The organism is Terribacillus halophilus, from assembly GCF_900162685.1.
In the GTDB taxonomy this organism is placed as follows: Bacteria; Bacillota; Bacilli; order Bacillales; family Amphibacillaceae; genus Terribacillus; species Terribacillus halophilus_A.
Window position 1 is genome coordinate 379120 of sequence record NZ_LT727827.1, and the last position, 12494, is coordinate 391613.

At 42.8% G+C, this 12494-nt stretch carries 11 protein-coding genes and 1 other annotated feature (1 of these 12 running past the window's edge); of the genes, 7 read left to right on the top strand and 4 right to left on the bottom strand.

Going from position 1 to position 12494, the window contains the following annotated elements; all coding sequences use genetic code 11:
• Positions 1 to 102, bottom strand: a binding site (T-box leader) (it extends 115 nt beyond the left edge of the window).
• 103 nt (positions 103 to 205) lie between these two features.
• The 6 genes from B1K52_RS17830 to B1K52_RS02935 all read left to right on the top strand — a co-directional run bounded on the left by B1K52_RS17830 (position 206) and on the right by B1K52_RS02935 (position 6529).
• Positions 206 to 343 carry a YfhE family protein gene (locus B1K52_RS17830; protein WP_179106443.1) on the top strand — a complete coding sequence of 46 codons (138 nt, stop codon included), beginning with the start codon at positions 206 to 208 and terminating at the stop codon, positions 341 to 343.
• Positions 344 to 449: 106 nt separating this feature from the next.
• Positions 450 to 1148 (top strand): ABC transporter ATP-binding protein, encoded by a 699-nt coding sequence (locus tag B1K52_RS02915; protein ID WP_077305219.1) that lies wholly within the window; start codon positions 450 to 452, stop codon positions 1146 to 1148.
• The gene (locus tag B1K52_RS02920) at positions 1145 to 2461 is read left to right on the top strand and encodes an ABC transporter permease (RefSeq protein ID WP_077305220.1); all 1317 of its coding nucleotides are present in this window, start codon (positions 1145 to 1147) and stop codon (positions 2459 to 2461) included. The genes B1K52_RS02915 and B1K52_RS02920 overlap by 4 nt, the downstream gene beginning before the upstream one ends.
• A 68-nt stretch (positions 2462 to 2529) precedes the next feature.
• Positions 2530 to 3558, top strand: coding sequence for a LacI family DNA-binding transcriptional regulator (locus B1K52_RS02925; RefSeq protein WP_077305221.1), 1029 nt, complete (start codon positions 2530 to 2532; stop codon positions 3556 to 3558).
• A 62-nt stretch (positions 3559 to 3620) separates the two neighbouring features.
• Positions 3621 to 5084 (top strand): glycoside hydrolase family 32 protein, encoded by a 1464-nt coding sequence (locus B1K52_RS02930; protein WP_077305222.1) that lies wholly within the window; start codon positions 3621 to 3623, stop codon positions 5082 to 5084.
• A gap of 29 nt (positions 5085 to 5113) precedes the next feature.
• Positions 5114 to 6529 (top strand): sucrose-specific PTS transporter subunit IIBC, encoded by a 1416-nt coding sequence (locus B1K52_RS02935; RefSeq protein ID WP_077305223.1) that lies wholly within the window; start codon positions 5114 to 5116, stop codon positions 6527 to 6529.
• Between the two features lie 31 nt (positions 6530 to 6560).
• On the opposite strand, the gene B1K52_RS02940 is transcribed toward B1K52_RS02935, so the two are convergent.
• The 4 genes from B1K52_RS02940 to B1K52_RS02960 form a co-directional block, all read right to left on the bottom strand.
• Entirely contained in the window at positions 6561 to 6863 is a 303-nt protein-coding gene (locus B1K52_RS02940; protein WP_077305224.1) for a YkvA family protein, read from the bottom strand.
• A 113-nt stretch (positions 6864 to 6976) separates the two neighbouring features.
• A complete protein-coding gene (typA, locus tag B1K52_RS02945) occupies positions 6977 to 8803 on the bottom strand; it encodes a translational GTPase TypA (RefSeq protein ID WP_077305225.1) in 1827 nt (608 codons plus the stop codon).
• Positions 8804 to 8903: 100 nt separating this feature from the next.
• On the bottom strand, positions 8904 to 10220 hold the full coding sequence (locus tag B1K52_RS02955; protein WP_077305226.1) for a sensor histidine kinase: 1317 nt from the start codon (positions 10218 to 10220) through the stop codon (positions 8904 to 8906).
• Positions 10217 to 10912: a response regulator transcription factor gene (locus B1K52_RS02960; protein WP_077305227.1), complete on the bottom strand. Its 696-nt coding sequence runs from the start codon at positions 10910 to 10912 to the stop codon at positions 10217 to 10219. Before B1K52_RS02960 ends, B1K52_RS02955 begins: the two co-directional genes overlap by 4 nt.
• A 178-nt stretch (positions 10913 to 11090) precedes the next feature.
• Here B1K52_RS02960 and B1K52_RS02965 point away from each other — a divergent pair, with 178 nt between their 5' ends.
• Entirely contained in the window at positions 11091 to 12479 is a 1389-nt protein-coding gene (locus B1K52_RS02965) for a S1C family serine protease (RefSeq protein WP_077305228.1), read from the top strand.
• Positions 12480 to 12494: the final 15 nt, after the last annotated feature.

Genomic DNA, 12494 nt, shown 5'->3' on the forward strand with positions numbered 1-12494 from the left:
GCCAAGAAAGTCCGGTTCCTGCCGCTCTCCACATCCCGCTTTCACCATCCGGGACTCGCTAACGTTTCCTGCTGCAGTACTCTCTTTCTTATCAGCTTACATATATTGTTACTTATTATAACGATTTTAACGTCAGATGCAACCCCTGTTTAGAATTTTATGATGTCGGGAAAACTAGTTATATCACGATGAAGGAGGAGATCGCATGGCTAAACAATATAATAACTATCAGCCAGTACGTATGAATGGTGTGAGTCTATCGGATGCACGTGAAGTAAGTTTCCGCAAAGAGTTCAAACAAGCAGATATTGCCGGCGGCTTCCATAAGAAGAATAAAAGATAATTCGTTCGAATCCTGCTGTTTCACAAAACAGCAGGATTTTTTTTGTATACTTTCCCCCTGTTTTGCCGTCGTTATATATATAGCAGGCAAAACAGGAGGAGAAAACATGATAACAATAAAGGGTGTATCCCATCGTTATACAATGGGCAAGAAAGCAAAGGAAACAGTCGTCCCAGTGCTCCGCCATATTAATTTCCATGTGCAAAAAGGAGAAATTGTCAGTCTTGTCGGCAAAAGCGGCTCCGGAAAATCAACACTGCTGCATATCATCGGCGGTTTTATTAAGCCGACTAGCGGCGAAGTGGAGATTAACAGGGCAGCGATTACTGCCTGGGATGAAGGCAGACTGGCTGATTTTCGCTTGCAGCACATCGGCTGCATCTTTCAAAACTTCCAGCTGATCCCAAGCATGACCGCTGCGCAAAATATTGAATTACCACTTATCCTTAATGGCACGTCCAAACAAATTCGCGATCAAAAAGTGGCCGATATGCTCCGTCAAGTGGAACTCGAAGCATATCCCCACCATTATCCTTCTGAGTTATCCGGCGGCCAACAGCAACGTGTTGCAATCGCCAGAGCACTCATACTTGATCCGCCTTTAATTTTAGCGGATGAACCAACCGGTAGTTTAGATAGTGATACGGAGGCAGAACTTCTTGCTCTCATTCGTAAACTAAATAAACAGAACGGGATTACCTTTTTCTTAATAACACATGATCAAGAAGTTGCGGCTATTGCTGACCGACAGCTGGAAATCAAAGATGGTCAGATGCTCCAAGCGAATGGAGTGATGCCGGTATGACATTCGTAGATAAATGGCGGTTTGTACGCCAAAATATGAAAAAGAATCGCGTTCGTGTTTTCATGACAATTCTTGCAGCAGCAATGGGAAGCTGTTTTTTAATTGTCCTCGCTTCCGTCGGTTTTGGTTTGCACGATTCTATCGTAAAAGATCAGCTGGAAAGCAGTGTGATTACGAAAATTGATATTTACGGAAAAAATGAAGCAGATCAAATCGGCTTTACAAGTGAAAATATCTCGGAATTGCAGGAGATAGAGGGAGTGAAAACCGTACGAGAAATACAGCACTTAGGTGAAACCTCTTACCACATTGACGGATACACAAATGAAATACCCGAAGCGATTGCAGTCAATTTTGAAAAGGAAAAACAAGTTGGTCTAGAGCTGGAGAGCGGCAGATTACCTGAAGCAGAAAATGAAATTGTCGTCAGCAAAGATTTTGCGAAACGGCTCGCCCAGGATGACGTCGAAGAAAAAGACCTATATACGGATGAGGGCATGGTTAAAACTGAATATCAATATCAAGAGGATCTTCTTAACAAGGAAGTTGAGCTGCAAGCATCCGCCACTCCAGAAGGTACAAATGAGCCAAGGGCCACGACAGAAACTGTCAAGATTGTCGGTATTGAAGCAGCATCAGCAAATGAATATGTCTATATAAATACCGTCAAAACGACTCCTGCTTTGAAAAGAAAACTGGATGAAACATTACAAATGTCAGACAACTACACCAAGCAAGGAGATCCGCTTTACGGTCAAGTGGAAGTGTATGCCTCTAATGCTGAAGCAGTGGACGGTATCTTATCTTCCTTAGAGGAAAAAGACTATCAAGCTTATTCTAACTTGGAAGAATTCAAAAACATTAATATCTTATTTAATGTTGCCAAAGCTGGACTGATTATCGTAGGTACAATTGCTGTATTAATCGCATCCATTGGCATTTACAATACGATGACAATGGCAGTAACGGAACGAGCACCCGATATCGGTATTATGAAAGCCATCGGAGCAAATCCAAAGACGATCAAACAAATCTTTCTCATGGAGAGTACATTTATTGGGCTCGCCGGCGCATTGATTGGAACGGCTGTGGCATACCTGATCAGCTTCTCAGTTAATGCCGGCGTACCAATTATCTTGGAGCAAATATTCTCCGAAGAAATTCCGGAGACACTGCATCTTTCTTCTATCCCATTCTTGCTCGTGGCTATCAGTGTGTCGATTTGTTTGATTGTAACGATTCTATCTGGCTCAAGACCAGCTAAACAAGCGACAAATGTCGATGTCCTTCGGGCACTGCGCCGGGAAATCTGACACTATGACAATTGCGCAATTCTCATAGTATACTGAGAACAACATTGCTTTTTGAAAGGATAGAAGAGATGAAGACAATAGCGGATATAGCAAAAATGGCCGGCGTTTCAAAAAGCACAGTATCTCGCTATTTGAATGGCGGTTCTGTCAGTGATACGACAAAGAAAAAGTTAGAGCGTATTATCTCAGAGCAAAAGTACGTTCCAAACACATTTGCTCAAAGTCTCAAAGCTAAAAAAACAGCCATGATCGGTACGATTGTTCCCCGTCTCGATTCTTTTGCTGCCTCACAAACCATGATTGGTATTGATGAATCTTTGCGGAGCCATGGCTATCAAATGCTCATAGCCAGTGCTAATCAGGAAATAGCACGGGAGATTGAAGCGATTCACAATTTTGCCAGACAAAAAGTTGCAGGTATTATTCTTATGCCTGCTCAAATTACAAAAGAGCACATCTCCACTTTTCGGGATGCAGATTTGCCGCTTCTATTAGTCGGGCAGCAGCATCCATCTTTCCCAAGCTTAATACATGAGGATTATGAAGCAGGCAGGATGATGGGAGAGTATGTTCTCAATCAAGGTCATCGGCACATCCTTTTTCTTGGGGTGACGGAGCGCGATATTGCTGTCGGAATGGAGCGAAAACGAGGCTTTCAAGAAGCACTCGCAAGGCACGAATGCCGTGCAGATTATGCGGAAACCAGTTTCCGTATGCAGGATGCAATGAAAACAGCATTGCACCTATTACCTCAAACAGAAGCAACAGTAATTGTGGGAGCAACCGATAATATTGCTTTAGGCCTTATTAAAGCCGCTCATCAGTTAGGTCTCCGCATTCCTCTGGATCTTTCTATAGCGGGTTTTGGCGGTTATGATACAACGGAAATTGTGACACCCGCTTTGACAACAGTCACTTATAACTATCTGGACATTGGCAAAAAAGCAGGCGAAGGCATCGTCCAGCTTGTCGAAGAAGCTGATTGGGATCTGCTAACCACGTCCCCCGTGGAAATATCGGTTCGTGAAAGCGTTGACAAAAAGAAAGACACGGTATATTCTATTACCAAAGAAACCGGTTCCAATGAAGGAACCTAAGGTCTTTGGTTTTTTTTACCGCTTTATGGAACCGGTTCCAAAATAAGAAAAGTGGTGATTTGATGCGAGATGTAAATAAGTATCGCCTCTTGTCCGATGCAGAACCCAATGAATTGGAACAGCTTGCTATTCGTGTTCATGCCAGTCCATGGCGACAGCATTATCATATTCAGCCAAACACAGGACTGTTAAATGATCCAAACGGTTTTGCCTTTTACAATGGCAAGTACCATCTTTTCTACCAATGGCATCCCTTCGGACCCATCCACGGTATGAAGTATTGGTACCATATGACATCGGCTGATTTAGTCCATTGGGAGGACAACGGAGTAGGCATTGAACCTGGCGGAAGATATGACTCTCATGGCGCCTATTCTGGAAGCGCTTTATCCGAGGATGGTAAGCTCTACCTCTTTTATACAGGAAATACTCGTGACAAGGATTGGGAACGGCATCCTTATCAGTGTTTAGCTGTACTAGATGGCCAAGGACATATCACCAAGCAGCATTTACCTTTTGTTGATTCACCACCTCCGGGATACACCGCTCATTTTCGCGATCCAAAAGTGTGGAAATCAGCAGACAGCTATTACGCCGTCTTCGGAGCACAGCGTATTGACCAAACGGGATGTGTACTGCTTTACAAATCTGAGGATAAACAAAACTGGACCTATATCGGCGAATTAAAAACTTCCCTTCCTGATTTCGGCTATATGTGGGAATGCCCTGATTATTTCGAACTGGATGATAAAGGCGTACTCCTTTTTTGTCCGCAGGGCCTGCCTGCAGAGCCGGACCGGTTTGAGAACATTCATCAATCTGGCTATTTACTTGGTGAACCGATGAACCCAGATAAAGCCTGTTTTCATCATGGTAAATTCGAGGAATTAGATCGCGGTTTTGATTTCTATGCCCCTCAGACTACTTTTACTCCTGATGGCAGACGAATCTTAATTGGCTGGATGGGCCTTCCTGATATGTTATATCCAACAGATCAGCATGGCTGGGCTCACTGTCTCACACTAGCGCGGGAGCTTACGATTCAGGATAGCAAGCTGCTGCAGCGGCCGGTCAAGGAAGTGGAACTGCTTCGGAAAGAAAAAAGAGAGGCTGTACACAAGATCGCAAACAGTCAAATTCATCTAAAGGATTGGAACAGCTCTTCCTATGAATTGGTATGCGTATTAAGACTAGATGATGCATCTAAAGCCGGCATTGCCTTCCGAACTGGAGATAAAGAGGAGACCTTACTTTATTATGATGCCAATACGAAACATCTTCTTTTAGATCGTACACAAACCGGGGAGAAATTAGCACAGGAGAACGGTCACATACGTCGTTATCCATTAGACAACAAAAAGATGGAGCTGCGATTGTTTGTCGATCAATCATCTGTAGAAGTGTTTATCAACGATGGAGAGGCTGTCATGACAGCTCGTCTATTTCCTTCCCAAGACAGCAATGGTATTAGTTTCTTTGCCGAAGGAGGAACAGCTTCATTTGACGCTACGCAGTGGTTGTTTTAACTGATTGAAATACAGAAAGGATGAGATTAATGTCGGAAAACAAGAAAATTGCGCAAGAAGTCATCGATGCAATCGGCGGAAAGGAGAACGTCTCTTCAATTGCGCATTGCGCTACTCGCCTTCGGATTGTTGTACACGAAAAAGATAAGATCGATAAGGATAGAGTTGAAAATATCGATAAAGTAAAAGGAGCATTTTTCAATTCGGGGCAATACCAAATCATCTTTGGTACAGGTACAGTGAACAGAATATACGAAGAAGTAAACGCGATTGGCATTGACAGTGCTTCTGTCCAAGAAGTAAAGCAAGCCGCCAAGAAAGATGGCTCTCCTTTCCAGCGTGCCATTCGAACATTTGGAGATGTGTTTGTACCAATCATACCAGTACTTGTTGCAACAGGTTTGTTTATGGGGCTGCGAGGCTTACTTACACAAGATCAAATACTCAGTTTGTTCGGTTTAGCTCCAGAAGATATATCGGATAACTTCCTCCTATATACAGAAGTACTGACAGATACAGCCTTTGCTTTTCTTCCTGCACTGGTTGCTTGGTCTTCGTTCAAAGTGTTCGGTGGAAGTCCTGTGTTAGGAATTGTCCTTGGTTTAATGCTTGTTAATCCGGCTTTGCCGAATGCCTATGCAGTTGCGGATGGTTCTGCTGAAGCAATCACTTTATTTGGATTCATCCCTGTTGTTGGTTATCAAGGCTCTGTCCTGCCAGCTTTCTTTATTGGTCTTATCGGCGCTAAACTAGAAAAATCTCTGCGCCGCCGTATACCAGAAGCACTTGATTTGATTCTTACACCTTTTCTTACATTAACAATTATGATTACATTGGGTTTGTTCGCTATCGGTCCATTCTTCCATTCTCTAGAGGATCTCGTTTTGAATGGTACGCTTTCAGTATTGGATTTACCATTTGGAATAGCTGGCTTGCTAATCGGATTACTCAATCAGCTTATTGTGGTTACAGGCGTCCATCACATCTTCAATTTCCTTGAAATTCAACTATTAGAAAATCGAGGGTTAAATCCATTTAATGCAATTATTACCTGTGCGATGGCCGCTCAAGGTGCTGCATGTCTAGCTGTTGGACTTAAAACCAAGGATGCGAAATTGAAAGCGCTAGCACTACCGTCCTCCTTATCAGCTTTCCTTGGCATATCAGAACCCGCTATCTTCGGTGTTAATTTAAGATACGTCAAGCCATTCATTATGGGCTTAATAGGTGGCGGTGTTGGAGGGTTCCTCGCTTCCTTATTTGACTTAGCCGGAACAGGCATGAGTGTAACGGTTATACCTGGAACATTGCTTTATCTAAATAGTCAGCTACCGCTGTACATTTTGGTTAACGTAGTTGCCATGGCAGTAGCATTTTCGCTTACGTGGCTGTTTGGTTTTAAGGATAAGTCATTATCTGGAACTACAGCAACATCTTGCAGCTGAAAGAAAAAGGAGCGCCTGCTTGGCGCTCCTTTTACGTATTTATAATCTTATGATCATGTCGATCAATATCATACTTATCCTTCAAATGTACTGGCGCCATCTTAACGACGAGCTGGAGAATAAATGTCGCTACAGCTAAATCATCCACTAACCCGATTCCAATGAGGAAATCTGGTATCAAATCGAATGGAAAGACGAAATACAACACAATCAATGCAATGGCGGTTACCTTCTTTGCTGCTGCCACTTCTTTAGCAGTAAAGAATGCTTTTAGAAATGGAATCGATTTGCGGAAATTGAACAGAAAACGGAGCCTGCTCCATAACCTGATCATATCATCCATCCTTTCTGCCCAAGTAGGACTATTACCATTTTAAGGTATATGAACTTTTATCTCAAGAAAAATAAAAAGCCCAGCATATGCATGCTGGGCTTTTCAATAAGCAATTATGCTTTTTTCTTTTTCGTTGCTTTTTCGCGTTCGTTCTTGTTAAGGATTTTCTTACGAAGACGAATGGATTCTGGTGTTACTTCACAGTATTCATCGTCATTCAAGTATTCAATCGCTTCTTCAAGAGACAAATCACGTGTTTTACGAATCGTAGAAGTTTGATCTTTATTCGCAGAACGTACGTTAGTCAAATGTTTCTCAACTGCGATGTTAACAGTCAAGTCATTATCACGGCTGTGTTCTCCGACGATCATACCTGCGTATACATCTGTACCTGGAGCAGTGAAGATGATACCGCGATCTTCTAATTTCATAATACCGTAAGTAGATGCTTTACCTTGCTCAAGTGCAACAAGAACACCTTTAGAACGGCCGCCTACTTGTCCAGCAACAACTGGCTCATATCCGTCGAATGTATGGTTCAAGATACCAAATCCACGTGTTTGGGACATGAACTCTGTAGAATAACCAATCAATCCACGAGAAGGTACACGGAATTCAAGACGAACTTGACCGTTACCTTGGTTGATCATATCAACCATTTCGCCTTTACGGGAACCTAAGGATTCCATAACAGCTCCAGTGTAATCTTCCGGAACGTCTGCTTGTACGCGTTCTACCGGTTCACACATTTTGCCATCAATTTCTTTTAGAATTACTTGCGGCTTGGAAAGCTGCAATTCATAGCCTTCACGACGCATGTTTTCAATCAAGATAGACAAGTGAAGCTCACCGCGGCCGGATACAGTCCAGGCATCAGGAGAATCAGTTGGATCTACACGAAGACTTACGTCTGTCTCAAGCTGTGTAAGCAAACGCTCTTCGATTTTGCGGGAAGTAATGTATTTCCCTTCTTTACCTGCGAACGGGCTGTTGTTCACAAGGAAAGTCATTTGCAAAGTAGGTTCGTCGATACGCGGGATTGGAAGTGCTTCCGGCTTATCAACCGAGCAGACAGTTTCCCCTACGTTAATATCTTCAAGACCCGCAACGGCAACAATGTCACCAGCTTTTGCTTCTGTAATTTCTGTACGTTTCAAACCAATGAAACCGAATAGCTTCGTAATACGGAAGTTCTTCACAGAGCCATCTTTCTTCATCAATGAAACCTGATCGCCAACTTTAACAGAACCACGGAAGATACGACCAACACCAATACGTCCTAGGAAGTCGTTGTAATCCAAGATTGTAACCTGGAATTGCAAGCCTTCATCCGCATTGTCAATTGGTGCTGGAATGCTCTCCATGATTGTGTTGAAAATCGGGTCCATAGATTCTTCTAGTGCTTCTGGCTCTTCACCAGAAGTTCCGTTCAATGCTGATGCGTACACAACTGGGAATTCAAGCTGATCGTCATCTGCACCAAGTTCGATGAATAGATCAAGCACTTCATCAATTACATGCTCAGGACGCGCACTCGGTTTGTCGATTTTGTTTACAACAACAACCGGAGTAAGCTTTTGCTCCAATGCTTTTTTCAGTACGAATCGAGTCTGCGGCATCGCACCCTCGTATGCATCAACAACAAGCAGAACGCCGTCTACCATCTTCAGTACGCGTTCTACCTCACCGCCGAAATCGGCGTGTCCTGGTGTATCCAATATGTTAATTCGTGTATCGTTATAGTTAATCGCAGTGTTTTTCGCCAAGATTGTAATACCGCGCTCTTTTTCCAAGTCATTGGAATCCATTGCGCGCTCATCCACGTGTTCGTTATCACGAAACGTACCAGAATATTTTAGCAACTGGTCAACCAAAGTTGTTTTCCCGTGGTCAACGTGGGCAATAATCGCGATATTGCGAATATCTTCTCTTAATTGCATGTATACATGTCTCCTCTTCTTCATGTAATCCTATCCGACTACAACCTGTTAATTATACCATAGTTCGTGCTTGGTACAATAGGACAGGCAAACATTTACATTATAATATTATGGTAAAGCTTGCGCCGCCCATCTCAGATTTACCAGCTTTAATGGTACCATTATGTCTTTCCACGATAGCACGAGAAATCGCCAAGCCGAGTCCTGTTTCACCGCCGTCCCCTTTTACAAAACGCTGGAACATATTCGGCAGTAACTCATCTGAAATGCCTGGGCCATCATCTGAAATAGTGATTTCGACACTTCTTATACTGCTTGGCTGTACCGATAAATGAACTTGACTATTGGCGTGACGGATGGCATTAGACGTTATATTCATCATTGCCCGAAGCAGCTTCTCTTTATCCCCATTAATTACAATGTCAGAAGGTTTATTGTACGTCAAATTAACATTTTTGTCGCTTACTAGGGGAAGCGCTCGGTCTATGGTCTGATTGATAAGCTCTTTTATCTCTACTCGTTCCTGTTTATAAATTCCTTCTTCACTGTCCAGCTTGGCCAGCAAAATCATCTCATTTATCAGCTGTTTTAAACGATTAATCTCTGATACAACAACTTCCAGCCCGTTCTCTTGATCCTTGCCAGTGAAGACGCCGTCTTTTATTCCCTCTGCATAGCCTTGAATCGTCATGAGCGGTGTCTTTAATTCGTGGCTGGCATTTTGGAAAAATTGACGCTGAGATGTAATATAGCGGTTCAATTCCTTCGCCATCTCAATTGCGCTTTGTTCTACTTCCTTAATTTCTCCACTCGCTTTAACCGTTTCAATCTTATCGAATTCACGGCGCTGAATCTTTTTCAGCTGATATTTTAATTCGGTTAAAGGCCGCACTAAACGCTGTGTTAAGTACGTACTGATTAAGATTGCTATCATAACACCGATTAAGAAAACAAGCAGAATGCGCTGGAAGAAACTTTGCTGTACTTCTTCCAGTTCTCTGATAGGACGAAGAATAACCATATGTTGTTCCGGTCCAATCTTAATTGATTTGACAACAAAGCTATTTTGCTTATCCTTCCAAATCGTGTTTTCACGAGTGGGAGCCGTATCATGGCTTTCTGCAAGCTTCTTCGCATCTGATTTCACTAAATTAGTATAGGTTACTTCCTCTGCTTGTTCGTCATAAAGAAACATGCTAAGGTCCAATTTATTAAGCATGGAATCGAGTGCAGGAACAGGGATTTCGTCTATGCCGCTAATTGTCGTAAGTAAAATCTGTCCGCTTTCTTCCAACTGTCTCGTCTCATTGGTCACGAGTAAACTTTTCAATTGCGAATACAAAGTTATCGCTGTGAACCCCATCACAATGATAAGCAAAGTTGTGAAAGCTAGATTCAGCTGTGTTTTCAGTCTCATTCTTCATCCATCCTGAACCGGTAGCCAAAGCCCCACACCGTTTCAATAGGAATTCCCTCCATCTTTTTGCGAAGCCGTTTTACCAAGTCATCAACAGCACGGTCACTGCCGAAATAATCTTCTCCCCACACTTTTGTCAGCAGCTCATCTCGCGAGAAGGCACGATTAGGATTTTGAACAAGAATAACGATCATCTCAAATTCCTTTGCCGTTACTTCCACTTCTTCTTCATGCCAGTATACACGGCGTTCTCCTAAATGAAGTTGCAGATCACCTGCTTCTAAGTCCATTTGTTTCACAGCTGCCTGCGTTTCAGGTTGGGTTTGCGGGTTCCACCTTTTAAAGAGTCGCTTTACACGCGCAACTAATTCCCGCGGGCTGAAAGGTTTGGTCAGGTAATCATCGCCGCCCAGTTCCAAACCAAGAATTCTGTCAATTTCTTCATCTTTTGCCGAGATGATAATAATTGGCACCTCGCTTGTTTGGCGAATCTTATTGCATAGCGCATACCCGTCCATGCCTGGCAGCATAATGTCCATAATCCATAGATCCGGAAATTCCTTTTCTGCCAGCTCCAAAGCAAGTTCAGCTGTCTCAGCCACACTAATCCGGTAACCTTCCTTCTTTAAATATGCTTCTACTATATTCCGTATATTTTGATCGTCTTCCACAACGATAATATGATGTGACAAATGCTCGTACTCCTTTCTTCTCTATCGCTATTTTCCCATAAATCTAAGAAAAGAAAAGCTTTTCTCTTCGATTTATCCATTCCACATATTTTACATAATTGCTCCAAATAAATCCCGAAGCCTGGCAGTAAAATAGGTAGTATAGAAAAACGCAAACAACACGAAAGAGGTGTCTTATATGAATAAAGATAACGACAAACAATACGATGAATACCCAGAAGATGAGCGGCATGATTCTGATAACGAACAAGAGCCTTCCTATACAGATGAACCATACAGAAGGTCTGAACAAAAAGAAGAAACGCCAACTTACGGACATGCTATTCAAGTAGATGAGCCGGTGAAACAGCCGCAGCAGCAGAAACAGAAGGGCAAGGGCTGGACAAGTTTTATCAGCGGCATTGCAGGTGGTATTTTAGTACTCGCAATCGTCGCTGTCCTTGTATTTACTAATGTTATTTCGTTTAAATCTGACGCAGCAAGTCCTTCAACTATGGGAACAGACAATATATCAACCACAACTTCCAGTAACAAAACATTAGCAACTGAAACTAGCACAAAAAATTTAACTTCTGCCATTCAAAGTGCTTCTGCAGCTGTCGTAGGCGTGGAGAACTTGCAGCAAGCAGATTTATTCTCTGAATCAGAGGCAGCAGGTTCTGGTTCAGGTGTTATCTATAAAAAAGAAGACGGAAAAGCATACATCGTAACGAACAACCACGTTGTCGAAGGTGCTTCCAGCTTGGAAGTGACACTAGCTAGTGGAGAAACAGAGAAAGCTAAATTGCTTGGCAAAGATGAAATTAGTGATTTAGCTGTACTAGAAATTGATGGCACGAATGTTGATACAGTTGCTTCATTCGGTACTTCCGATGATTTAACTGTTGGTCAGCAAGCTATCGCAATCGGTAATCCACTTGGATCTGAATTCGCCGGTTCCGTTACACAAGGAATCATCAGCGGTCTCGATCGTTCTGTTGCCGTTGATTCCAATAATGACGGAACAGAAGATTGGGTTTCCGAAGTACTGCAAACAGATGCTGCCATCAACCCTGGTAACAGTGGCGGCGCCTTAATTAATGCCAATGGCGAGGTAATTGGTATTAACTCTATGAAGATTGCACAAGAAGAAGTAGAAGGTATTGGTTTCGCCATTCCAATTGATGCAGCGAAGCCACTCATTAATCAATTGGAAACATCCGGTAAAGTTGAACGTCCTTATATCGGTATCGGTGCTGTAAGCTTGGACCAAGTGCCGCAAGCTAGCAAGCAGCGGACATTGAACTTACCAGACGATGTAACAGCAGGTGTTGTGCTTGCCCAAGTAGTAGAAAGTTCAGCAGCTGCGGACGCAGGACTTGAGCAATATGATGTTATTACGAAAATTGACGACCAAGATATCACTAGCATGGTTGATTTGCGTTCATACCTATATTCTGATAAACAAATCGGAGATGAAGTGAACGTGACCTATTATCGAGATGGCAGCAAAGAAACAGCGAAACTTACACTAACAAATGAGCAAGCGACACAAGCTAATAATACCGCCGAACAACAACAACAATAAGCACAGCTTATTGAT

Excerpts from the sequence above, each read along its gene's own strand:
- B1K52_RS17830 (WP_179106443.1), top strand. The coding sequence starts at position 206 with ATGGCTAAACAATATAATAACTATCAGCCAGTACGTATGAATGGTGTG.
- B1K52_RS02915 (WP_077305219.1), top strand. The coding sequence starts at position 450 with ATGATAACAATAAAGGGTGTATCCCATCGTTATACAATGGGCAAGAAA.
- B1K52_RS02920 (WP_077305220.1), top strand. The coding sequence starts at position 1,145 with ATGACATTCGTAGATAAATGGCGGTTTGTACGCCAAAATATGAAAAAG.
- B1K52_RS02925 (WP_077305221.1), top strand. The coding sequence starts at position 2,530 with ATGAAGACAATAGCGGATATAGCAAAAATGGCCGGCGTTTCAAAAAGC.
- B1K52_RS02930 (WP_077305222.1), top strand. The coding sequence starts at position 3,621 with ATGCGAGATGTAAATAAGTATCGCCTCTTGTCCGATGCAGAACCCAAT.
- B1K52_RS02935 (WP_077305223.1), top strand. The coding sequence starts at position 5,114 with ATGTCGGAAAACAAGAAAATTGCGCAAGAAGTCATCGATGCAATCGGC.
- B1K52_RS02940 (WP_077305224.1), bottom strand. The coding sequence starts at position 6,863 with ATGATCAGGTTATGGAGCAGGCTCCGTTTTCTGTTCAATTTCCGCAAA.
- typA (WP_077305225.1), bottom strand. The coding sequence starts at position 8,803 with ATGCAATTAAGAGAAGATATTCGCAATATCGCGATTATTGCCCACGTT.
- B1K52_RS02955 (WP_077305226.1), bottom strand. The coding sequence starts at position 10,220 with ATGAGACTGAAAACACAGCTGAATCTAGCTTTCACAACTTTGCTTATC.
- B1K52_RS02965 (WP_077305228.1), top strand. The coding sequence starts at position 11,091 with ATGAATAAAGATAACGACAAACAATACGATGAATACCCAGAAGATGAG.